The 22,800-nt window shown below is 35.4% G+C and carries 21 protein-coding genes; 10 read left to right on the forward strand and 11 right to left on the reverse strand.

The window, feature by feature from the left end:
- The first annotated feature begins 40 nt into the window (after positions 1 to 40).
- From M0D21_RS19545 to M0D21_RS19560, 4 genes are all read left to right on the forward strand, one after another.
- Positions 41 to 1,849 (forward strand): GNAT family N-acyltransferase, encoded by a 1,809-nt coding sequence (locus M0D21_RS19545; RefSeq protein ID WP_248332619.1) that lies wholly within the window; start codon positions 41 to 43, stop codon positions 1,847 to 1,849.
- Positions 1,836 to 2,876 carry a carboxypeptidase-like regulatory domain-containing protein gene (locus tag M0D21_RS19550; RefSeq protein WP_248332621.1) on the forward strand — a complete coding sequence of 347 codons (1,041 nt, stop codon included), beginning with the start codon at positions 1,836 to 1,838 and terminating at the stop codon, positions 2,874 to 2,876. The genes M0D21_RS19545 and M0D21_RS19550 overlap by 14 nt, the downstream gene beginning before the upstream one ends.
- A 230-nt stretch (positions 2,877 to 3,106) precedes the next feature.
- Positions 3,107 to 4,261: a mechanosensitive ion channel family protein gene (locus M0D21_RS19555; protein WP_248332623.1), complete on the forward strand. Its 1,155-nt coding sequence runs from the start codon at positions 3,107 to 3,109 to the stop codon at positions 4,259 to 4,261.
- 84 nt (positions 4,262 to 4,345) lie between these two features.
- Entirely contained in the window at positions 4,346 to 5,188 is an 843-nt protein-coding gene (locus M0D21_RS19560; protein ID WP_248332625.1) for a mechanosensitive ion channel family protein, read from the forward strand.
- A gap of 63 nt (positions 5,189 to 5,251) precedes the next feature.
- Here the strand turns inward: M0D21_RS19560 and M0D21_RS19565 are convergent, their stop codons facing one another.
- The 11 genes from M0D21_RS19565 to M0D21_RS19615 all read right to left on the reverse strand — a co-directional run bounded on the left by M0D21_RS19565 (position 5,252) and on the right by M0D21_RS19615 (position 11,126).
- Entirely contained in the window at positions 5,252 to 5,677 is a 426-nt protein-coding gene (locus tag M0D21_RS19565; RefSeq protein ID WP_262922145.1) for an arsenate reductase ArsC, read from the reverse strand.
- Between the two features lie 16 nt (positions 5,678 to 5,693).
- Positions 5,694 to 6,191 (reverse strand): GNAT family N-acetyltransferase, encoded by a 498-nt coding sequence (locus tag M0D21_RS19570; RefSeq protein WP_248332626.1) that lies wholly within the window; start codon positions 6,189 to 6,191, stop codon positions 5,694 to 5,696.
- Complete coding sequence (locus tag M0D21_RS19575) at positions 6,192 to 6,680, reverse strand: DUF6428 family protein (RefSeq protein WP_248332627.1); 489 nt, start codon at positions 6,678 to 6,680, stop codon at positions 6,192 to 6,194.
- 27 nt (positions 6,681 to 6,707) lie between these two features.
- Entirely contained in the window at positions 6,708 to 7,031 is a 324-nt protein-coding gene (locus M0D21_RS19580; RefSeq protein WP_248332628.1) for an ArsR/SmtB family transcription factor, read from the reverse strand.
- A gap of 81 nt (positions 7,032 to 7,112) precedes the next feature.
- Positions 7,113 to 7,484 (reverse strand): TM2 domain-containing protein, encoded by a 372-nt coding sequence (locus M0D21_RS19585; RefSeq protein ID WP_248332632.1) that lies wholly within the window; start codon positions 7,482 to 7,484, stop codon positions 7,113 to 7,115.
- A gap of 64 nt (positions 7,485 to 7,548) precedes the next feature.
- Entirely contained in the window at positions 7,549 to 7,935 is a 387-nt protein-coding gene (locus tag M0D21_RS19590) for a VOC family protein (protein ID WP_248332634.1), read from the reverse strand.
- A 4-nt stretch (positions 7,936 to 7,939) separates the two neighbouring features.
- Positions 7,940 to 8,398, reverse strand: coding sequence for a DUF1801 domain-containing protein (locus M0D21_RS19595; protein ID WP_248332636.1), 459 nt, complete (start codon positions 8,396 to 8,398; stop codon positions 7,940 to 7,942).
- 17 nt (positions 8,399 to 8,415) lie between these two features.
- Entirely contained in the window at positions 8,416 to 8,934 is a 519-nt protein-coding gene (locus M0D21_RS19600) for a DUF4199 domain-containing protein (protein WP_248332637.1), read from the reverse strand.
- 195 nt (positions 8,935 to 9,129) lie between these two features.
- Positions 9,130 to 9,546 carry a response regulator transcription factor gene (locus tag M0D21_RS23085; RefSeq protein ID WP_317250717.1) on the reverse strand — a complete coding sequence of 139 codons (417 nt, stop codon included), beginning with the start codon at positions 9,544 to 9,546 and terminating at the stop codon, positions 9,130 to 9,132.
- Between the two features lie 24 nt (positions 9,547 to 9,570).
- A complete protein-coding gene (locus M0D21_RS19610) occupies positions 9,571 to 10,191 on the reverse strand; it encodes an HD domain-containing protein (protein WP_248332639.1) in 621 nt (206 codons plus the stop codon).
- On the reverse strand, positions 10,185 to 11,126 hold the full coding sequence (locus tag M0D21_RS19615) for a 2-hydroxyacid dehydrogenase (protein WP_248332641.1): 942 nt from the start codon (positions 11,124 to 11,126) through the stop codon (positions 10,185 to 10,187). The genes M0D21_RS19610 and M0D21_RS19615 overlap by 7 nt, the downstream gene beginning before the upstream one ends.
- Before the next feature lie 211 nt (positions 11,127 to 11,337).
- Here M0D21_RS19615 and M0D21_RS19620 point away from each other — a divergent pair, with 211 nt between their 5' ends.
- The 6 genes from M0D21_RS19620 to M0D21_RS19645 all read left to right on the forward strand — a co-directional run bounded on the left by M0D21_RS19620 (position 11,338) and on the right by M0D21_RS19645 (position 22,782).
- Complete coding sequence (locus M0D21_RS19620; protein ID WP_248332643.1) at positions 11,338 to 13,332, forward strand: T9SS type A sorting domain-containing protein; 1,995 nt, start codon at positions 11,338 to 11,340, stop codon at positions 13,330 to 13,332.
- A gap of 29 nt (positions 13,333 to 13,361) precedes the next feature.
- Complete coding sequence (locus M0D21_RS19625; protein WP_248332646.1) at positions 13,362 to 15,125, forward strand: tetratricopeptide repeat protein; 1,764 nt, start codon at positions 13,362 to 13,364, stop codon at positions 15,123 to 15,125.
- A gap of 117 nt (positions 15,126 to 15,242) precedes the next feature.
- On the forward strand, positions 15,243 to 15,836 hold the full coding sequence (locus M0D21_RS19630) for a helix-turn-helix transcriptional regulator (protein ID WP_248332648.1): 594 nt from the start codon (positions 15,243 to 15,245) through the stop codon (positions 15,834 to 15,836).
- 151 nt (positions 15,837 to 15,987) lie between these two features.
- Complete coding sequence (locus tag M0D21_RS19635; protein ID WP_248332650.1) at positions 15,988 to 20,232, forward strand: immunoglobulin-like domain-containing protein; 4,245 nt, start codon at positions 15,988 to 15,990, stop codon at positions 20,230 to 20,232.
- Between the two features lie 7 nt (positions 20,233 to 20,239).
- A complete protein-coding gene (locus M0D21_RS19640) occupies positions 20,240 to 20,938 on the forward strand; it encodes a fibronectin type III domain-containing protein (RefSeq protein WP_248332652.1) in 699 nt (232 codons plus the stop codon).
- 167 nt (positions 20,939 to 21,105) lie between these two features.
- The gene (locus tag M0D21_RS19645; protein ID WP_248332654.1) at positions 21,106 to 22,782 is read left to right on the forward strand and encodes a tetratricopeptide repeat protein; all 1,677 of its coding nucleotides are present in this window, start codon (positions 21,106 to 21,108) and stop codon (positions 22,780 to 22,782) included.
- Positions 22,783 to 22,800 lie beyond the last annotated feature (18 nt).

Below are 22,800 nucleotides of genomic sequence, written 5' to 3' on the forward strand. Positions count from 1 at the left end.
TGGATTTTGCTATATTTGCAGTTAGCGCAAATTGTATTTAATGCCCATAATCACAGCAAAAGAAATAGCCAGAGGGCTCAAATTAGATAAACTCGGTTTTATAGGTACCTTTTTAGGCTGGCTAGTTCTTAAAATTACCAGACTATCAAAGGTAAATAGGCAGTACGATAAAATTAGCCACCTCAAAGATCAGGAGTTTTTAACCAAGGCATTAGAGATTCACGGGGCTAAATATGAGATTCCGGAAGAAGATTTAAGACGGTTACCAAAAGATGGTGCTTTTATTACTATCTCTAATCATCCGTTGGGAGGGCTAGATGGTATTGTTTTGTTAAAGTTACTGGTAGAACATAGATCAGATTATAAAATCATTGCTAATTTCTTATTGCATAACCTTATTCCATTAAAACCCTATATAATGCCTGTAAATCCTTTTGAAGATAGAAAGGAGGCTAAGTCTAGTCATAAAGGTATTAAAGAAGCTATTTTGCACCTTAGGGAAGGGAAACCTTTGGGTATTTTTCCTGCTGGTGAAGTATCTACCATTAAAGATGGAAAGAATTATGTAGACAAAACCTGGGAGGATAGTGCTATGCGATTGGTTCAAAAGGCAAAAGTCCCAGTGATTCCTATTTATTTTCATGCGCGCAATAGCGGTCTGTTTTATCGATTGGCATCTATAAGCGATACCCTTAGAACAGCCAAATTACCTAGTGAGCTTTTTTCACAAGAAAATAAAGTGATTAAAGTAAGGATAGGAAACCCAATATCGGTAAAAGACCAGGAAGAACATACAGAGTTAGATAATTTTACCAATTTTCTTAGGAAAAAGACGTACATGTTAGCCAATCCTTATGAGAAAAAGACCTTAAGAGAATCTATCCCAAGGAATTTAAAACTTCCAAAGTCTCCAAAAGAAATTGCTGGTGAAGGAAATACTCAGGTGATTGAGACAGAACTTCAGTTTTGTCGCGATAATGATAAGAGACTTTTGATGAGTAAGAACTATGAGGTATTTCTGGCTCAGAAAAAGGATATTCCCAATATTTTAAACGAAATAGGAAGACTTAGGGAAATCACTTTTAGAGAAATAGGAGAAGGAACTAATAACCCAATTGATCTTGATGAATTTGATAAGTACTATCACCATATGTTTTTGTGGGATAACGGCGCCAAAAGGTTGGTAGGAGCTTATCGCATGGGAATGGGATCAAAAATTTATGCAAGTTTTGGAATCGATGGATTTTATCTTCAGGACTTATTTCGATTCGAACCCGAATTGCATAAAATGATGAGCCAGTCTATTGAAATGGGGAGAGCGTTTATCATTAAAGAATATCAGCAAAGACCTATGCCATTGTTTTTATTATGGAAAGGTATTGTACATTGTACACTGCGTTTTCCCGAGCATAAGTATTTGATTGGTGGGGTAAGTATAAGCAATCGATTTAGTAATTTTTCGAAGTCTTTGATGATAGAATTTATGAAATCTCATTACTATGATCCATATGTGGCACAATATGTGAGGCCTAAGAAAGAGTTCAAGGTGAAGCTAAAGGATGCCGATAAGGATTTTGTATTTGATGAAAGTAAAAGTGATCTCAATAAGTTTGATAAAATTATTGATGAAGTAGAACCAGGGAGTCTTCGTATTCCTGTATTGATTAAAAAATACATTAAACAAAATGCTAAAGTGGTAGCTTTTAATGTGGATCCATTATTTAATAATGCGGTCGATGGGTTAATGTATATTCGCATTGCCGATTTACCCGACAGTACAGTGAAGCCTGTTATGGAGGAGTTTCAAGCAGAGCTGGAACAGAAATATTTTAAAAATGGGGATAAATAACCTTTCGATTAAAAACTACATCACCTTACTTCTTTTCTTAACACACTTTTTTTTATATTCTCAAGAACAAATCCAAGGAATTGTCTACGATAAGTTAACTGAAAAACCTCTAGTTGGAGTAACCGTTTATTTAGATGGTACAACAAACGGTACAGTGACAAATACAAAAGGAGAATTCTCTCTCATTATAAATCAAATGCCTTCAGAAAAACTGATTGTATCCTATTTGGGATATCAAACGGTAGTGCTAGATCATCAAATGATTCTTGAGAAACAATATGAAAAAGTTTTTCTTGGTGAACAAACCGAAGAGTTAGGCGAGGTTGTACTATCAAAAGATACATGGAGTAGAAGACGGAAGATGAGGTACTTTAAAAAGTACTTTTTGGGAGATTTAGCAATTCAGGAGAAATGTAAGATTATCAATGAAAAAGATATTAAATTACAATATAACCCAGAAGAAAATGTGTTGTTTGCCAGTGCTTCTGTTCCTTTAAAAATTCGAAATAAGTTATTAGGATATGAAATATCATATACTTTATTCGATTTTGAATTACAATTTACGAATGATCCAGAAAATGGTAAGCAAAGGCGTATCAGTTATGTTTCAGGAACATCTTTTTTTAAAGAGCTTAGAAAAGAACCGTCAAAAAAACATATTGAAAACAGAGCCTCATATTATAAAGGTTCTGGTTTACATTTTATGAGGGCCCTTATTACCAAAACATTGGAAGAGAATAAGTTTAGGATTTTTGACGATAGAGTTGCCGGAGATTCTTTTGATTTTTTTAAAATAATTTACCAAAAAGGAGGGTTGGTAAAGGTTGAATTGGTGTTTAACAAAACAAAAGTAATCTACGATCAAAAACTTACCACCCAAATGTGGGTGCCCAAAGGCTATTTTTTGGTAGACAAATTTGGAAATCATTCACCTCCCAATAGTATAGTGTATGATGGGCACATGGCTAGTCTTAAAATTGGAGCCTTATTACCTCTAGATTATGCCTTAGTTAATAATCTGAATTAAAGAGTTTGACTATAAGAGTGATCACCTAAAAACTTGAGGTAAGAGCAAAGTAACGAGGCTATTTATAGTTTTTTTGTGTTGTTTGTCGATTAACCATAGTTTTTTTGCGGTTTCATTTGCTCTCTTTCCTTTCCGATATATGTAAATTAGTACTCTAAACAACATTTATGGTGCTGCAATACGTTTATTTTGGGATAGCCTTTGTTGGTATTTTGATCTTTCTTTTTTTAATGAAAAAGTTGTTTGCCTGGTTAAAAACCAAGGTGAATCGCTTAGAGTATAATATCTTTTTCGGCAGTGCCAAGTTTTCTCAGTTTTTTAGATTTATCACTCCAAGGCGAGAACGACATATTCTTACTTTTTTACTTAGGTTAGTGCGTATCTCTATCACAATTACCTTCCTGGTATTTTATCTCCCTTTCTTGTTTAGTCTAATGCCACAAACCAAAGAGTATGCAGATATTGTATTGGGTTACATCAAAAAGCCATTATTGTTTTTATATGATGGGCTTGTTGGGTTTATTCCTAATCTGTTTTTTATTCTGGTCATCTTTTTTGTGACGAAATATTTGTTGAAATTTTTAAAATATGTAACAGCCGAACTGGAGCGAGAAGCTGTACGACTAGACGGTTTTCATGCAGATTGGGCTCGACCTACATTCAACTTACTTCGTGTATTTATTATTGCATTTGCTCTTATTATAGTATTTCCTTATATCCCTGGATCTGATTCTCCGGCATTCAAAGGGTTGTCTATTTTCTTTGGGGTTCTGTTCTCTCTGGGTTCAACATCGGCAATATCAAATATTGTTGCAGGCGTGGTAATCACCTATATGCGCCCCTTTAAGGTTGGAGATCGAGTAGAGATAGGAAATACGATTGGCGATGTAACCGAAAGAAGTCTTTTGGTTACTAGAATTCGTACGGTTAAAAATCTGGATGTAACTATCCCAAATTCTTCTATTTTGGGAAACCATATCATTAATTTCACAAAAAATGCTGCCGAAGATGTTGGTATTATCTTGCATACTTCTGTTACTATTGGATACGATGTGCCAAGTAATGACGTTATAAAAGCACTCATAGCAGGTGCCAAGAAAACCGAAATGATACTTGAGACGCCTACACCCTTTGTTTTGGTAAAAAATCTAGATGATTTCTATGTGAATTATGAAATCAATGTATATACCAAAAATCCCGAAAAATCAGCATTGATTTATTCAATGCTTCATGAAAATATTAAAAATGAGCTTCATGCCGCGGGTATAGAAATTTTATCCCCACATTATCATGCGGTAAGAGATGGGAATGTGCTAACTGTACCACCCGAAAATGTCCCTGAAGGTTATATCCAACCTGGATTTAAATTTGAAAACAAAAGTTGATTTTTAGATAATACATATCTACAAATGAATTTATAATTTTAAACATAAACACTAATATTAAAAATCGCACAAATGTTACTATCGATGTTACAAGTAGACGCAGAGCAAGGAATAGAAAAAGCACAAGAATGGATGAATTATGGTATTGATTTGGCCAAAGAGTTTGGACCAAAAATTATTACAGCAATTCTCATTTATATCATTGGTTCTTGGGTGATCAAACGTATAACCAAAGGACTTACCAAAGTGTTTGCCAAAAGTAAATATGATGAATCCCTACAAAAGTTTTTATTAAACCTTGTATCGTGGGCACTTAAAATATTCTTGATTATCATAGTAATATCAAGATTAGGAGTAGATGTAACCACATTTGCTGCAGTTATAGCAGCGGCTGGTTTGGCCATTGGTATGGCATTACAAGGTTCACTAGCAAATTTTGCTGGAGGAGTTTTGATTATGATTTTTAAACCATACAAGATAGGAGACCTTATTGAAGCGCAAGGAGTATTGGGAGTGGTAAAGGAGATAGAAATTTTCACTACCAAATTAACAACCCCACAAAATAAATTAGCTATCGTACCGAATGGTACTATGGCCAATGGAAATATTATAAATTATACTGCCGAAGGATTAATGCGTGTAGATCTTACGATAGGAGTAGGGTATGATGAAGATATTAAAAAGACAAAAGAGGTACTTCTTAAAGTGTTAACTGACAATGACAAAGTATTGAAAGAACCTGCTCCTTCGGTAAATGTAGAGGGCCTAGGTGAGAGCTCTGTAGATTTTGCGGTACGACCATTTTGTAAACCTGAACATTACTGGGATGTGTACTTCGCGACTCTTGAGAATACTAAATTAGCTCTAGATGCTGCTGGTATTGAAATACCTTACCCACACTCTGTAGAAATACAAAAACAAGGATAGTATTGCTGATACAGATTATAATACTACAAAAGGCTGTCTTCTAGAAGACAGCCTTTTTTATGTTTAAGAAATTGAAGAAGTCACATTTTGTTCAACGAAATTCTTACAATATTCTTTAATTTGGTTCCTTGTTTTGGTAAAAGCCGCATGAATTTCTTCTTCAGTCCCCTCTACTTTTGATGGGTCAAAAAAGTTGTAGTGTAACCGTTCTGCCTTACCGGGAAAAAAAGGACATCTTTCTTTTGCGTTATCACATACAGTAAGTATATACTCAAATTTGATGTTAAGATATTCATCCAGGTTATTTGATGTATGATTCGAAATATCAATGCCATCTTCTTTCATAATGGCAATTGCTCTGGGGTTAACTCCATGGGTTTCTACACCGGCACTGTAAATTGTTGCATGTCCGCCTGCAAAATGTTTTAAATAGCCTTCGGCCATTTGACTACGGCAAGAATTACCTGTGCATAGCACTAAAATATTCATAATATGGTTTTTGTGGTTATAAAATTAATTTGCTTCGTCTTTCTAAAATAGTATTATCATGCCAGACCCCATTTAGTCTTCCTACTTTTTCTCGATATCCAATTTCTCTAAATCCTACAGCTTTGTGCAACGCTATACTAGCTTTATTCTGGCGAAAAATACCGGCTTGTAACGTCCAGAATCCTTGCGCTTCACTCTCGTCTATTAATCGAGATAAAAGTAATTTACCGATTCCTAAATTTCTAAATTTTGAAGTTATATAAATGCTAACTTCTGCTACGCCTTGATACACTTTTCGTTTAGAAGTAGGGGATAGGGCCGCCCAACCCATGACTTGATTCTCTTTCATGGCCTTAAACCTACAAGGTTTTATATGAGATGCATCCCAGTCCTGCCAACTAGGAACTTTGGTTTCGAAAGTGGCAATTCCTGTAGCAATTCCTTCTTGATAAATGGCTGCGATTTCTGACCAATCGTTTTCAGAAAAAGATACTATTTCTATGGGAGCACTCATTTAGCAACACCCACTTCCTGGGGCACATGCATTCGCTACACTTGCTTCTGCAGTTTCTGGCACTCCGCAGGTTTCTTTTGCCTTACAATCTGTAGCTTCAACGCCAAGTTTTACAATAAGTTGCCCTTCTTTTACTACAAAACCTGTGATAAGTAGCTGTGCTGTATGAAACATGGCATTTCCATATTCCATTTTAACGGGAGCGTCCATTTCATACGACTTCATCTTACCTACTTTTCTTAGGATACCCAAAGCTTTATAAGCACTCATATAGTCTGCTTTACCTAGCTCCATAGGGCTTTCCCAAAGCTGAATAACGGTCTCCTTCCAAGAGTCGGTTTGTGCACCACAGTCTACAGATTCGACGGTGATATGTTTTACCTCGGTGATGTGGTAATTGGTGCCTACCAACATTCCTGGTGCGTATTCAAATAATAAAGATTTACCTTGATGTTCTGCCAATAACGTTATGAATTCTGATGTCGTCATATCTATTGTTTTTAGTGTTGTTGCTGGTTAGCAACAGTTATGCTTTGTTTTATTAAAAAATGAATTTAAGGATTCCTGTAGCTCGTTCCATCGATCAAGGTCAATACAATAGCACATACTTTTACCTTCTATTTCTCCTTTTAAAAGACCAATACTTTTGAGTTCTTTAAGATGTTGTGAAATAGTAGCTTGTGCCAGGCCAATTTCATCGACAAGATCATTGCATATGCAAGAGTTTTGAGTGCTAATGTGTTGCAGAATAGCAATTCTTGCAGGATGCCCAAGTACTTTGAAAAATTGAGCCAGCTCATTTTGTCTTTGATCGAATATTTGTGATTTTGTAATTCCCATTATTCATTTATATATCGCAATATTACGATAATAATAAATTAATAAAAAGTCAGAAGTAAGTTTTCTGACTTTTTTAACTTTTTAGAACCAGGGTTTTTTACCCGCCTGATAGGTTTGGTAAAACTCTTCATCCGATTTGGTAAGGTACATGATACCTTCTATGATTCCTACGATCCAAGAAATTGAAGAAGTAATACCACAGGTAAAGATTCCTAATAAACCTAAAATTAGCATAATTACACCTTCTTTGGTATATCCTAGAACAAACTTGTGAATTCCCAGACTTCCTAAAACGATTCCTAGAATTCCGGCAAGCATCTTTTTGTTTTCACTAGAACTAAATACCTCCTTGGCATCTTCAGCAAATTCTTTGGCCGTTTCTTTTACAGTTTCTGCGGCTTCTTCTGCTCCTTTTTTAAGGTCATCCCCTAGATTGTTGTTTTCTTCGCTCATGTTGTTTAATTAATTGATTAACTTCATGAAAAATACAAAAAAAATGTTTCCAATAATGATTCGACTATAAAAAAGCTTTATCTATGGGTTCCCAAAGTTCAATTTTATTTCCTTCAGGATCGATAATCCATCCAAATTTGCCATATTCATATTCCTCAACTTCACCTACCACAGTAACACCTTCTTTTTTAAGTACCTCTAACAGTTCTATTAGATTTTCAACCCGAAAGTTCATCATAAATTCTTTTTTGCTTGGAGCAAAATAAGTGGTGTCGTCCTTAAAGGGACTCCATTGGGTAGAGCAATCGTTCCCTTCTTTATCTTTCCACCAAAACGTACAACCATAATCATCTACCGGTAGCCCGAGATGTTTACCATACCATTCTTTAATTGCTTTTGGGTCTTTGGTTTTGAAGAAAAACCCTCCTAGTCCTGTTACTCTTTTATCCATAACATTATTTCTTTTTTACATTGGTTTCATAGATCTCTATCCATTCTTGAACGCTCATTTTGGCAGCCAATTCTCCTATAAGATCTAGTGGAATTTGGTCTATCTTTTTAAAACGAATGCAGCTTTTACCCATGTCCAGTTTCGTTTTCATGTGTTTTGGATATTCACCTACAAACCAGTCCATAAGCTCTTTCTTGGCATAGATACCGCTATGATATACCGCAATAAAATTCTTTTGTGAAGCAATGTTCATAAACGGAAGTGGTAACTTAGGGTCGCAATGATATCCTTCGGGGTACATACTGTGAGGTACTACATAACCGATCATACCGTAACTTATCTCTTCAGAAAATCCTTCGGGTAGATTTTTTTTAATGATCTTTCTTAATTCGGTCATTATCGGTTGCCGCTCTTCGGGGATCGCAGCGATGTATTCATCTGGAGTATTGGCTTTATATTGCATTGTTCTATGTTTTTTGATTAGTTCTGAATTGGTTTTCGTTGTAGTACTAATGCTGAGATAAGTGAAATGATGAATCCTATAATAAATACGGTAGCTGCCATTAGCAAAAAGCTAAAAAATGTATTGGAGAACATTTCTTTTTGCGCTTCCAGTTTTTCATATTCAACCTTAAAGTCAGCTTCAGATAGTGTTTGACGAAGTTCTTCTACATAATGGCTATAGTACTCTGTCATAAAATCTGGATTAATGTATTTTATATAAATTACATCCAGGATTCCAAATGCGAGAGCTGCTATAAGGGAAATCAAAACTCCGATAAGTAATGCTTTTCCGAAGGAAACAGTTCCATTATTTTCTTTGTCTCTAAAATGCTTAATTCCGAAGAATACAAAAAGTAATGATACCACCATACCGGTATACCCGATAACTTCTTGTATAGAATAATCTAAATTTTTTCCCAGAAACCAGCCCGCTAGTGCCAAAACGCAAATAGTAATTGCACTGTAAATTCCGTAACGTATAACTGTGTTTTTCATGTGTTTATTGTATTGTTTTTTAATGGTCACATGTAACCTTTGATGTTAAAAATAATCATTTCCTTGTGTGTTAATAATTATATTTAACATGTCGGTTTCATCTCTTTAAAAGTTTGATCCAAAAGTAGATTTATCTCGATAATTAGTACTCATACTAAAGTATGAATTGTATACGACTTTGGTATGATTTAGCCGTTATTGCTCAATAATTTGAAGTTTTTTGGCGATTTGTATGGCTTGTGTTCTACGTTTTGCATTTAACTTTACCAAAACATTAGATACATGTGTTTTTATGGTACTTTCTGAAACGAACAATTTATTTGCAATTTCTTTATTAGACAATCCAGAGGCAATTTCACATAAAACCTCATATTCTCTTTTGCTTAGACCTAACTCTTCGATTTTTTGCAGATCGATCTCTGCAGAAGTTTGCTGCCCCTGATGTATTACTCTTTTGTTGATGATAGCACCAACAATAAAAAAAACTATGGCGATAACAGCAATTACAATTTCTATAGAAGCACTACCAGTAAACAAACTATACTTGCTTATTTGAAATAACAAAAGCAAAGCAATAATTAAAGTTGCAAAAATGAATATCGTTTTCCTCACCCTATAAATTTAGAAAAACTCTGTTTATTTTGATAAGATATTGATTTCTTGCTGAAGATTAGATTTGGCATTTTCCTCATATTGCATAAAAAAATGTTCAGTTTTAAAAATACGAGGCATATGAAGAAAGTGATGTAACATTTTAAGTCTACCAGGATTATATAGTTTCGACGGGTAATATTTATATTCTTTTCTGATGTTTTTATAGTAGGTTTCATAGCTGTTCCAGTCACTTCCTAAAATTGCCAGGTCGGCATCAGTAAATAAGTTGATGTCGTTATTTTCTGAAACCTGATGCCCTTTGGTAGCTACTATCATCTTCCGGCAATGTGCAATTCTTGATTCATCTAGATTTAATTCGATTAAAACCTTTCTTGCCTTTACAGCGCTTTGTTCTTCATTGTTTTGTTTAAGGATGTTATAGACAAAATCATGATAAAACAATGCAAATAGCATGATGTCCCAGTCTTTGGTTTGATCTTTTATTGGTATTAGATTTTGATAAATATGATCTAAATGAGTGAGGTTGTGATAATATCGCTTTTTGGTAGAATGATGCTTTTCTACAGCCTTCCACAGAGCAGTACTATGTACCTGATCATTGGTGTAGTTAGAGACTAATGCTATGAATATATCTTTTAGCAAAACTGAGCTTTAATTTTATCTACAATAGTCTGGGCCAATTTTTCTTTAGACTCTACTGTCCAACCTGCAACATGGGGAGTCAACAATACATTATTCATACCCATAAGCTCTTGAAAAGCCTTGGGCATTGTTGTAGTGTTCGAAAAAAGATTTTCGAAAGATGATTTTTCATATTCCAAAACGTCTAGTCCTGCACCTAGAATTTTTTTGTTTTGCAATGCTTCAACAAGATCCGAAGTGACTACACTTTTTCCTCTGGCTGTGTTGATGAGCCAGAATGGTTTTTTAAACTTGTTGATGAACTCTTTATTGACCATCCCTATCGTTTTGGGAGTCTCTGGAGTATGCAGACTTAGAATATCGGTTTTTTCGAAAAACTCATCGAGTTCAACTTGAGTAGCATCACTATTTTCAACATCTTCGAGAATGTCATAACAAATTACTTCAACGGTAAACCCTCTTAGTTTTCGAGCAAAAGCCCGCCCCATGTTTCCGTAGCCAATAATTCCCACTGTTTTTCCGTCTAGCTCAAGTCCGCGATGGGCTTCGCGTAACCATTTTCCATCAATAACACTGTTATGAGCTTGATTTAACTTGTTAAATAATGATAAAATCATTCCCAGCGCATGCTCACCTACGGCATTACGATTTCCTTCGGGAGCATTAAATAGTTCGATCCCTTGTTGAGAAGCATATTCGATATCTATATTTTCTAATCCTGCTCCAACTCGACCTATAAACTTTAGGTTCTTAGCTTTGTCCAAAAACACCTTGTCTATTGCAAAGCGACTACGAATTATAATACCATCATATTGGTCAATCTTACTTTCAATTTCGATCTTAGATGAAGTGTAATCTTCGTCATTTTGAAAGCCTACTTCTTTAAGTTGATTAATGAGTAAAGGGTGATTTGTATCGAGGTGGAGAATCTTCATTATCGGTGTTGTTAAGATGCAAAAATACTTAATATACAAGCTTCGGATATAATAACGAGAGATGTTCTTATAATTTTTGAAAAATTTAAGATTTTCCTGTTTTCATTGGGTTTTGGTACATACATAAATACGTAGGGTTACCTATATCATCATCTAGGGTAGATATTTAGTTTTGCCGCGTAAATAAGTTTTCTGAAAAACCCCTTAATAAATGAAAAAACAACTACCCTTTACTTTTTTAATATTCTGTGTTTCCACTTCGTCAATGTTTGCACAAAATCAATTTTTTAATGGTGATGTAATTGCAAAAGGTTCCTTGCAAATTGGGGGCAATGCTTCAAATGGATATAGTTTCGGGTTTGACACTTTTGTAATGAGTGAGGACAACCTCAGGATGTATTTTGAAGATACTTCTTCAAGTGCTTCTTTCCCAGGGAATGACTGGCGATTTACGTTTAATGATAGCAGTAATGGAGGAGATAATTATTTCTCAATAGATGATGCAACCGGAGGTAAGAAACCGTTTAGAATAGATGCTGGCGCTCCTAATAATGCGTTTTACATGGCAGATAATGGAAATATTGGTATAGGAACTAATAACCCAGGAAATATAGAGTTATACATAGCCGATGGAGATACACCCACTATGCGCTTAGCACAAAGTGGTGGAGGGTATGGTACACAGTTATGGGATGTAGCTGGAAACGAAACTAACTTTTTTATTAGAGATGTTACAAATGGGAGTAAACTACCTTTCAAGATTGAGCCCAATACGCCTAGTAACACCATGGCACTAGGAGAAGATGGTAATGTAGGTATTGGATTTAGTGGGAACACATTTCCGAACATTAACTCTGATGCTTCTTTGCATCTAAATGCTTCCGATAAAGGACTTTTGATCAATAGAATGACTACAGATCAACGTACTACCTTTGGTGCAAGTTTGGATGCCAACGAAAATGGAATGATGGTCTATGACAATGAGGAAAACAAATTATATTTATGGAATGGCACAGCATGGGTTACCGATACCGATGCTCAAGATTTGGAACTTTCGAGCAATACACTTAGTCTAACTAATGATGCGACCACGGTCGACCTCTCAAAGTACTTAGACAATACAGATGATCAAACGATAGACGTTTTTGAACTCGATGGAAATACACTGGAGTTATCGTTAGAAAGAGATGGAGAAGCAGTAAAGACTGTAGATCTTTCAAGTTATTTAGACAATACCGATGCCCAAGAATTATCCTTAACCAGTGATGAGCTTAGTATTTCTGGAGGGACCAATACTATAGATCTATCGGGGTACTTAGATAATACTGATGCACAGGACCTTGATCTTTCTGGTAATGTATTAACTTTAAGTAACGATGCTACTTCTGTAGATCTTTCTGGCTATTTAGATAATACCGATGCACAAGATCTTGACCTTTCTGGTAATGTATTAACTTTGAGTAACGATGCTACTTCTGTAGATCTTTCAGATTATTTAGATAATACCGATAGCCAAGAACTTTCTTTAGCTACAAATACCTTGCGTATTTCTGGCGGGACCAATACTATTGATCTATCGGCCTATTTAGACAATACCGATGCGCAAACTTTAACCCTTACCCATACAGATTTAAGCATTTCTGGAGGTAATAGTATTGATTTATCCTCGCTAAAAGATGGTACAGGAACCGATAATCAAAATTTAACAAGTGCTGTCTTAAACGGTAGTGAACTTACCATAGAAATTGAAAATGGTAGTGCTGTAACTGTAAATCTCAATCCTATAGTGGCTTCTTTGGAGAACGAACTTGTAAATACTCAACAAGAAGTTGAAGATTTAATAGCAGAAAATAAGGCTCAACAAACTGTAATAGACGAATTAATTGCTCGTATAGAGGCATTGGAACAAAATACGACCGGAGTTCAAAACCCAACAACCAGATCAAATATTCCTGTATTGTATCAAAATATTCCGAATCCATTCAATGAAACATCTAGGATACGATATTACTTGCCAGAAGGAACGGTAAATGCCTCTATCGTATTTAGTACAATGACAGGACAGGTATTTTCGAAGGTTGCCTTAACTCAAACTGGAGAAGGAGAACTAAATATTACCAGCGAAGGGTTGGCTCAAGGAACTTATTTCTTCACTCTATATGTTGGAGGAACAAAAATTGATACCAAGAAAATGGTGATTAAATAATACCATAATCATCATTTATATCCCATACTATGGCAGAAGGGGCCATAGTAGATTTGTTTACATCTCAAAACCACCCACATCGTTGGGTGGTTTTATTTATTATATTATTAGGTAATTTTGTAGTTATGAAAATGTATATACCCCTCATTTTTTTATTTTCTATATCTCTTGTAGCTCAGGACGCTGATACGACGCTTGTGGGTCTTCAAAAACAAGTAGAGTTAGCTTCAGAAGATACCACCAAAGCAAAGGCACTATTGCAATTAGGAGAATATCAATTAAAAAGAGATTTCAGTCAGGCAGAAAGTCATTTTATTAAAGGCTTATCTCTGGTAAATGGTAAAACGCAAAGTGAATTATATCACTTCAGAGCTGCTTTTTATGTGCAATTGGGAGTTGTGAATCGAAGAAAAGCCGATTATCCAACAGCAATTGCCTATTATGTAGATGCTTTGCGATACTACGAGAAAATGAAAGATTCTTCCAAATCTGCAGATGTATATCATAATATGGCACTCGTATATCGATATCAAAAGGAACACCGCAAGGCAATTGAAAATTACAAAAAAGCGATACTGCTCAAAGAAAAGGTAAAAGATACTTTTGGAATGGGAGCTGGGTACAATATGCTGGGGGTTTCTTATCGACAGAATAAACAACTAGATTCTGCATTGATCTGTTATCAAAAGGCAAAGGAGTATTTTACCTTGATCAATAGCAAAGAAGATTTACATGGAGTATATGGAAATCTAGCTGTATTGTATAGTATGCAAAAACAATATGATCGGTCGATTGCTTTGAAGTTGGCTAATTTGAATTACTACAAAAGGATAGGAAAGCAACTTTCAATTTGTGTAGAATACTATAATCTCGCAAGTGATTATATAAAAATAAAACAATGGGAAAAAGCTATTAAATATACCGATTCTTCTTTGCAGGTTGGTTTAGATGAGGGTTTTACAGAAAGAGTTTCAGTTTCTTTCAGGCGGAAGAGTTTTGTATATGCCAAGATGGGTAATTATAAGGAAGCTCATGAAAACTACCGAAAGTATAAAAAGTACAATGATACTATTTTTAATATCCAGAATGCCAAAAAAATGCAGGCTCTTGAATTGAACTATCAATTTGAAAAAGAGAAACAGGCAGATAGCCTTCAATTTCTGCAAGAAAAAAGAGAAGTGGAGCTGGTAGCCAAATCAGAAGCTAGTAAAAAGAAATTATATCTGGTTTTAGTATTTGTTACTCTTATCGGAGGTACGATAATAGGTGTTCTTATGCGACGGAACTATGTGCAACGCGCTAAAATTGCTCAAGCTACGCACGACGCCGAAAAGAAAATTTTGGACCAGGAAATTAATATCAAAGAAGAAAATATAAAGCGATTGATTGCCGACAATAGTATGCGGTTAGCTTTTAAAGAAGAACTTTTAGATAAAATCAAAACCGAAGTAATAGGTGCAAAACCCGAAAACATACAAAAGACTTTAACTTCTTTAACCACACAGTTGAAGCTTCAAATAGATACCGAAAATAAACTATCGGGACTGCAAGAAAAGATCAATTATATCAACAAGAGTTTTGATGAGAAATTACAGAAATTGTATCCAGAACTTACTAGCGGAGAACGAGAAGTGTGTGCCTTACTTCGACTAAATCTTTCTATAAAAGAAATCATGACAATTCGTAATGTTTCTTCAGATTCTGTGAAATCGATGCGCCGTCGAATTCGTAAAAAGATGAATATCTCCTCAGATATCGAAATTGAAAAATTTATCCAAAACCTGGGGGAGTAGATTTCGTACGTAACCTTACGTATTTTATCTCCAAAAAAGGAGATTGACACATTTTGACACCAGGATATTTTGGAGTCCCAGATGTCTGTAAATACTATTGTATAAAATCCCTTTTATATGATTGCACCTTTACTTGTATTTACCATTTTTGACTTTAGCGTTACTTTGTTGATTATTGCTCTGGTAGGCATTGGATATTTACAATTTAAAAACTACATGTATCGATCGACAGTGAAAAAACTGAAGGAAGCTAATTTAATATTGGAACAAAAATTAACGGTTAAAGAAGAAGAACTTAAGAAGTATAGGTTAGATAGAAATAGACAATCACTTTTGCATGAAAATATTGTTCACAAGCTCAAAGAAGAAGTTGTAAATACAATAAATTCTGAGGAAGCTCAAAAATTATGCTTACTAACTGCACAATTGCAATTTCAGATTGCTTATGAAAAAAGGTTGTCAGAAGCTCCACAAAAAATAAGAGAAGTAAACCCAAGTTTTGAGAGTAAATTGGAAATCGTATACCCAGAACTCACCAATAATGAGCGCGAAGTATGCACGTTATTTCTTCTTAAACTGTCGATTGGGGAGATTATGAAAATCAGAAATATGTCTCTGGAAGTAATAGAATCCATGTGCAACCAAATTCGTTCTAAAATGAATATCCCTTCTGGAATAAGATTGGAACAATTTATTCAGGAGTTAGCTTAAAAGTGTAATTGGTTTTTTCAGTATAATTATCTATACGTAGTCCTACGTATTTGAAGGGAGTGAATAGAAATGACACCTTTTGACACCGTCAAAATCATCTTGCGATCAGCACTTTACAGTATTATTGCAAAAAATCAAAAACCCCTTATGCATGAAAAAAGTACTACTTTATTTTGTTTTTATGACTTTTGGTTTTGCAATACAGGCGCAATACACTGCGATTCCTGATGCAAATTTTGAAAATGCCTTAGCAGTGTATGATGATATTGCAAATGATGGACAAGTGCCTACTACCAATATTATATCACTGACCTCTTTAGATGTTTCCAATAGTAATATTTCAGACCTTACCGGGATCGAAAGCTTTGTGGCCTTAGAGACACTTTTAATCCATGATAATAATATTTCTACATTAGATGTAAGTGATTTAGTAAATCTCATTACATTAAGAGTTACTCGAAATCAATTAACTACGTTAGACTTAAGTCAACATCCAGTATTGGAAACATTAATTGCCGATAGTAATGATCTTACTACACTACAAATAAGCTCTACAGTATTAAAATATCTTCAGGTATTTAATAATAGCTTGGTAGATATTAATCTTAACAACTTCGTTTTGTTAGAACAATTATTTGTTGGGAGAAATGATCTTACTCGTCTCGATGTAAGTAATAACCCTTCTTTGTTTAGAATTGAGTTTCCCCGAACCCACATTACAACTTTAGATGTTTCATCGCTATCTGGGTTACGGTTCTTAATTGGATTTGATAGTGACCTGCGGTTTGTGAATGTTAAAAACGGAAATAATACGGCAATAGAAGACCTTCAATTACAGAACAATCCGAATTTACAATGTATTCAAGTAGATAATGAAGCTGATGCCAATGCTGGAGCAGGAAACTATGCGGCGTGGCAAATAGATGCCGCTACATCAGCATATGCCGATCAATGTTTTACGAGTGTTCCCGATGATAATTTTGAACAGGCATTGATAGACGCTGGATACGATTCAGGGACTTTGGATAATGTAGTGCCTACAGCAAATATTGTTAGCGTAGAGCGTTTTGTAGCAGGTTCTGGAGGACAATTGTTTAATAGAGGGATAGTTAATTTTACAGGCATAGAGGATTTTGTAGCTTTAATACAACTCTCTAGTACTGGTAACCCCGCTACTTCAATAGATTTAAGTGAAAATACGAATTTAGAAATCATAGGGTTAAATGGTACAACATTGTCAAGTTTAGATCTTAGCGCTAACCTAAAGTTATCTCGTGTTAGCATTATTGATACTCAATTACAGACATTGGACCTGGGAACGAATACAGTTTTAAGTACGCTCTCTATAGATAGCCCTCTAACTGGTTTGGATGTGAGTGCGAATACTGCTTTGATGGGGTTATCGATTAGCAATAGTCAATTATCAAACTTAGATGTTTCTAACAATGTTGCTTTAACAAGGTTGTCTTTGGATACAGCTCCACTTGCAGCCATCGATCTAAGTGCGAATACATCCCTTACCGATCTAACCATAAATAATAGCGCTTTGGGAAGTCTGGATGTAAGTGCAAATACAGTCTTAGATTATTTAGAATGTATGAACAATCAATTAACTCAATTAGATGTTAGTAACAATACCTTATTAGAAGAACTGTATTTTTCGGATAATCAAATCTCTTCACTAGATGTAAGCGCTAATATTACTCTGGAATATCTCTACGGAAATAATAATAATCTTACCAATTTGGATTTGAGTTCGAATACTGTATTGGAAGAACTAGAAGTAAAAAATAACCAATTAACGCTATTAAATCTTAAGAACAGCAACAACCTTAGTACGCTATCTTACGTTTCAGTACTTATGAATACAAATCTTACATGTATCGAGGTCGATGATGAAACCGCTGCTAATGCTGGAACAGGGAATTATAGAAGTTGGGATAAGGATGCCACGGCTTCTTATGCAGAAATATGCACAGACTGTGGGATCGATGGAGATGTGCGAATTGCATCGCAAGTAGAATTGGATGCTTTTTTAGCACAACTTGGAAGTTGTAAAACCATTAACGGAAGCCTTATCATACGTAATTCGAATGATATTACTGATCTTTCTGGATTAGCTGGTGTTGAGGTAATCAATGGAAAATTGGTATTAGGAGATAATGATTTGTTACCTAATTTGACTGGATTACATAATCTTAGAACACTTACCGATGGTATTGCTTTCTTTCGTAATGATGTACTTACAGATATTACTGCTCTTTCGGGGATTGTTGATCCAATAGCCAATTTTTCTATTTCAGATAATCCATTGTTAACAGATATTTCTTCGATAATGAATATAACAGTGACAGAATTATTACGTGTAGACGATCAAGCATTGACTCATCCATTGGTTTTCCCCAATGTAACTACACTTACGGGGGCTAATACCTTCAATAGTTCTGGTCCAGGATCTCTAATTTTTACAGATGTTGTGACTTCTACGATCAGTGTGCCTAACCTCACGATGGTCGAAAACTTTTTTACCTTGAGGAATGTAGATGCAGGTACCGTGTCTCTTCCTATGTTGGTGAGCACAGGAAGAAGCTTCAATTTGTTCAATGTAAATAGTACAACTCTCAATTTTGATGCAGTGCAAAGTCTGGGGAGTTTTACCATTGATGAAACACAGCTTACCGACCTATCAGATTTTGGTACTGTAACTGCTATCGGGAGCAGTATTAACATTTTGAGAAATCCAAACCTTACTACATTAGAAGCATTAAGCAATGTTGCTACCACAACCGATGTTTTTCTGAATGTTAGTGATAATGATGTCCTGGTCAATTTAGACGGGCTAGATTTTATATCTGGAGCAACAGAGTTTTTGGTGCTAGAGAGAAACACAGCACTGTCGAATATAGATGCACTGAAATCAGTAACCTCTACAAGATATTTTAGGATAATAGATAATACAGTACTTGCAAATGTAAGTGGGTTGCAAAACCTAACAGAAATCACCGAAACCGATATGAGTCCGTTCTTGCAATCTACAATTTCGGGTAACGCTATCACTTCCTTAAATCTTACAGATTTAAGGACAGTGGGTAATCAATTAAATATTATAGAAACAGGGGTTACTAATTTCTGCGGATTGTACAGTTACGTAGCTGATGGTGATGGACAAACCACTTTAAATCTTACGGGCAGTTCTTTTACCATAGGAGATATTCTAAATTGTGAAAATGTAGCTCCAACAATTACTTTGATTGGAGCTAATCCTCAAGTGATTGAGGCCGGTAGTAGCTATATTGAACTGGGGGCTACTGCTGATGATGGTAGTACAGTAGTAATTAATGCTTCGGCAGTAAATACCAATATAGTTGGGAGTTATGAAGTAACTTATAATGCCACTAATGCTTCTGGTATGGCCTCGGCAATAGAAGTAACCCGAACAGTTGATGTATTGGACATTACTGCACCAGTAATTACGTTAATTGGAGATAATCCCCAAGAGATAAGCTTAGGAGCTGGGTATACAGAGCTAGGAGCCACTGCCGATGATGGTACCGCAGTCGTGATCGATGCTACCGATTTTGTAGATGCTGTGGGGAGCTATACCATTCGATATAATGCTACAGATGCCTCTGGGAATAGGGCTACTGAAATTACCAGAACAGTCAATGTGATAGACACCTGTCCATTATCCAACCTGTCAGCAAATAATTTTGCGATCACAGCGGCTAGTGAAACTTGCGTAGATAAAGATAATGGTATAATCAACATTACTGCTACTGCGGCATTAGATTATACCACTACGATTAACGATGTCGATTATAGTTTTACATCATCTTTAGAAGTAGGAGATTTACCTCCAGGAACCTATCCAATTTGTATTGGTGTAGCTGGTTTTGCAAATTGTGAGCAGTGTTTTGAAGTCGTAATTGCAGATGAAGAGAGTTTAGAAGGGAAAACAGAATTGATTACGCAACCAGGAATGGCAAAAGTTCGTGTTGAAGTAACGACAGGTACAGGACCCTATACGGCAACCATCAATAATGAGGTAGTAGGAGTATATACCACAAAGAACTTTCTGGTAGATGTAGTGCATGGAGATACGTTGGAGGTTTCTTCTAGCTTAGATTGTGAAGGGAAGTTATTGTCTAACGTAAGTTTGTTTGATCAGGTAAGTATCACTCCTAATCCAACTCGCAGTAATGTAACACTTACGCTTCCGAATAGCAAAGCACAAACGATCAATGTAACGCTATATAATGGTCTGGGAGTTCAAGTTTCTTCAAAGAAGTATAGTATTATTTCAGGACAAGTATTACTACCAATGGAACAATTACCACAAGGGATTTACTTTGTAAAGCTTGAAGAAGGAGGCACCTTTAAAATTGTAAAACAATAAAAAGAACATGATGAAAAGTATAAAGAGATATATCGTTTTATTGAGTATTGCAATGGTATTGTCCTGTAGTGGTGATGATGATGGAGGTACTCCTTTTTTTACACAGAATAGTGCTCCTACAGTTCCTAGTTTAGTATTTCCTACCAATAATTTGACCTGTACGAGTATTGATTTAGAATTGGTATGGGGATCGTCTACAGATATTGATGATGATGCGATACGTTATGAGATTGAAATAGCAGAAGTGTCCAATTTTAGTACCATTACATTTACAGCCATTACAACGGCGATAAGTGAGGTATTTGACCTTGAGAAAGGAATTACCTATTACTGGCGTGTACGAGCTATAGATAGTAAGGATAATGCAAGCGAGTACTCAGCTACACAATCTTTTTTTACTGAGCCCGAAGCGACAATAAATGCACTTCCAGGAATACCAGAGTTGGGGATTCCGGCCTTAGGGTCGAGGTTATCGGGGAGCTTGGTTACCCTTACGTGGAGTGCCACAGATAGTGATGACGATGCACTATCGTATGATCTGTACTTTGGAGATACAAATCCTCCAGTCTTGTTTGCTGAAAACATTGCTGTAAATACCTTCGATGTATCGGTATCTCCGGGCACAGCTTATTACTGGCGTATAGTGGTTAGGGATAACCACCAGAGTGCTACCATTGGCCCGGTGTGGAACTTTAGAACAGAATAGCTGTTGTCAGAAGAGTAACGATTACGGAGGTAAGGGGCCGTAATACGTTTTTTCAAGAAAACCATTCAATGAGTTGAGTGGTTTTTCTGGTTTTAGGAAAGTTGTACACTTTGTTTTTAAATACATTCTGAAAAATATATCCAAATTTATAAGTAAGTTTGTTTGTAATGAAACTTCGCATACCCCTTTTCTTGTTTTTGATTTCTGTAATTAGTGTTGCTCAGGAAGCAGATACAACATTGGTGCGTTTACAAAAAGAAGTGAAATCAGCTTCAACAGATTCTGTGAAAATTAATGCTTTAATTGATTTGAGTTCGCACCAAATGGGAGGAACTTTAAGTCATGCTGAGAACTCCTTGAAGGAAGCCTTATTACTCATAAAAAATCATAAAAATGGTATAAACCAACGTCAGTTAGGAGCGGCGTATATACAAATGGGTGTGCTCAATCGTCGCAAGGCTTTTCATACAAAAGCTATAGATTATTATTTAAAAGCTTTAGAGATTTTTAAAACGTATAATGATTCTTTATTAATTTCAGATGTTTATCATAATCTGGGTATGGCCTATAGGCATCGAAAGAATCATGATAAAGCCATAGCGTTTTATAAAAAATCAATTGAAATAAAAAAAAATATTAAAGATACTCACGGTCTTGGAGCTGGATATAATATGATGGGAGTATCCTATAGACAAAGCAATAAATTAGATTCTGCTCTGGTATGTTATGATAAGGCTAAGCGCCTTTTTGTATCTATTAAAAGTGTAGATAACTTACAAAGAGTTAATAATAATTTAGGGGCTTTATTTAGGGAGAAAGGAAATTATAAAGAAGCACTTCGTTTAGGAAAAGAAAGTGTTGCCTATGCTAAACGCTTAAACAAGCAATTTTCTTTATGTACGGCTTATTACAATCTTTCTACGCTATATAAAAGGATGGAAGATTTCCAGTCCTCATTACAGTATGCAGATTCTTCACTGGTTATTGCAGAAAAAGAACGATTTAGAGATCGAATTGCTTTGGGATACCGAAGAAAAAGCTTTTTGCACCATAAGATGAATAATTATAAGCAAGCGTATTTTGATTATCGAATCTTTAATAGGCATTCAGATTCTATTTTCAATATTGATAACATAAAAAAAATACAGGCTTTAGAATTAAACCATAAATTCAATCAGGAAAAACTAGCCGATAGCTTAGCATTTGCGCAAGAAAAAAGGCAAGTAGCTTTACTAGCCAAAGCAGAGGCTTCAAAAAAGTGGTTGTATTTTGCGTTGTTTTTACTTACTGCAATTGCCGCTTTGGTAATAGGTTTTTTGACGAGAAGAAATTATAAAAATAAGGCTCGTATATTAACAGAAAAGCTTGAAAAAGAACAAGCTCAAAAAGCATTGTTGGATACCAAAGTGAAAGCCAGCGAAGAAGAAACAAAGAGACTTATTGCCGATAATAGCATGCGTTTAGAGTTTAAACAAGATTTTCTCAATCGCTTAAAAAATGAAATTGCACCGGAGGCTTCAGATACGGTGAAAAAAGCGATCAATGCACTTACCGCAGAACTAGAAGTGCAAATCAAAACCGAAGGAAAACTATCGGGATTACAATCCAAAATCGATGAGGTAAATAAAGGTTTTGATGCCAAACTTCGAGAGTTGTATCCGGCGCTTACCAAATCTGAACGCGAAATGTGTGCTTTATTGCGCCTTAATCTTTCCATAAAAGAAATCATGACCGTTCGCAATGCTTCTATAGATTCTGTCAAATCTACGCGTTATCGTATTCGCAAAAAACTAGGACTTTCTTCGGGAGAAGAGTTGGAAAAATTCATTCAAAATATCAGCTAGATTATATACGTAGCCCTA

It is taken from the genome of Aquimarina acroporae, from assembly GCF_023195925.1.
GTDB lineage: Bacteria > Bacteroidota > Bacteroidia > Flavobacteriales > Flavobacteriaceae > Aquimarina > Aquimarina acroporae.

What these genes read in the sequence shown, in the direction of transcription:
- M0D21_RS19545 (WP_248332619.1), top strand. Translation starts at nt 41, where the DNA reads ATGCCCATAATCACAGCAAAAGAAATAGCCAGAGGGCTCAAATTAGAT.
- M0D21_RS19550 (WP_248332621.1), top strand. Translation starts at nt 1,836, where the DNA reads ATGGGGATAAATAACCTTTCGATTAAAAACTACATCACCTTACTTCTT.
- M0D21_RS19555 (WP_248332623.1), top strand. Translation starts at nt 3,107, where the DNA reads ATGAAAAAGTTGTTTGCCTGGTTAAAAACCAAGGTGAATCGCTTAGAG.
- M0D21_RS19560 (WP_248332625.1), top strand. Translation starts at nt 4,346, where the DNA reads ATGTTACAAGTAGACGCAGAGCAAGGAATAGAAAAAGCACAAGAATGG.
- M0D21_RS19565 (WP_262922145.1), bottom strand. Translation starts at nt 5,677, where the DNA reads ATGAATATTTTAGTGCTATGCACAGGTAATTCTTGCCGTAGTCAAATG.
- M0D21_RS19570 (WP_248332626.1), bottom strand. Translation starts at nt 6,191, where the DNA reads ATGAGTGCTCCCATAGAAATAGTATCTTTTTCTGAAAACGATTGGTCA.
- M0D21_RS19575 (WP_248332627.1), bottom strand. Translation starts at nt 6,680, where the DNA reads ATGACGACATCAGAATTCATAACGTTATTGGCAGAACATCAAGGTAAA.
- M0D21_RS19580 (WP_248332628.1), bottom strand. Translation starts at nt 7,031, where the DNA reads ATGGGAATTACAAAATCACAAATATTCGATCAAAGACAAAATGAGCTG.
- M0D21_RS19585 (WP_248332632.1), bottom strand. Translation starts at nt 7,484, where the DNA reads ATGAGCGAAGAAAACAACAATCTAGGGGATGACCTTAAAAAAGGAGCA.
- M0D21_RS19590 (WP_248332634.1), bottom strand. Translation starts at nt 7,935, where the DNA reads ATGGATAAAAGAGTAACAGGACTAGGAGGGTTTTTCTTCAAAACCAAA.
- M0D21_RS19595 (WP_248332636.1), bottom strand. Translation starts at nt 8,398, where the DNA reads ATGCAATATAAAGCCAATACTCCAGATGAATACATCGCTGCGATCCCC.
- M0D21_RS19600 (WP_248332637.1), bottom strand. Translation starts at nt 8,934, where the DNA reads ATGAAAAACACAGTTATACGTTACGGAATTTACAGTGCAATTACTATT.
- M0D21_RS19615 (WP_248332641.1), bottom strand. Translation starts at nt 11,126, where the DNA reads ATGAAGATTCTCCACCTCGATACAAATCACCCTTTACTCATTAATCAA.
- M0D21_RS19620 (WP_248332643.1), top strand. Translation starts at nt 11,338, where the DNA reads ATGAAAAAACAACTACCCTTTACTTTTTTAATATTCTGTGTTTCCACT.
- M0D21_RS19625 (WP_248332646.1), top strand. Translation starts at nt 13,362, where the DNA reads ATGGCAGAAGGGGCCATAGTAGATTTGTTTACATCTCAAAACCACCCA.
- M0D21_RS19630 (WP_248332648.1), top strand. Translation starts at nt 15,243, where the DNA reads ATGATTGCACCTTTACTTGTATTTACCATTTTTGACTTTAGCGTTACT.
- M0D21_RS19635 (WP_248332650.1), top strand. Translation starts at nt 15,988, where the DNA reads ATGAAAAAAGTACTACTTTATTTTGTTTTTATGACTTTTGGTTTTGCA.
- M0D21_RS19640 (WP_248332652.1), top strand. Translation starts at nt 20,240, where the DNA reads ATGATGAAAAGTATAAAGAGATATATCGTTTTATTGAGTATTGCAATG.
- M0D21_RS19645 (WP_248332654.1), top strand. Translation starts at nt 21,106, where the DNA reads ATGAAACTTCGCATACCCCTTTTCTTGTTTTTGATTTCTGTAATTAGT.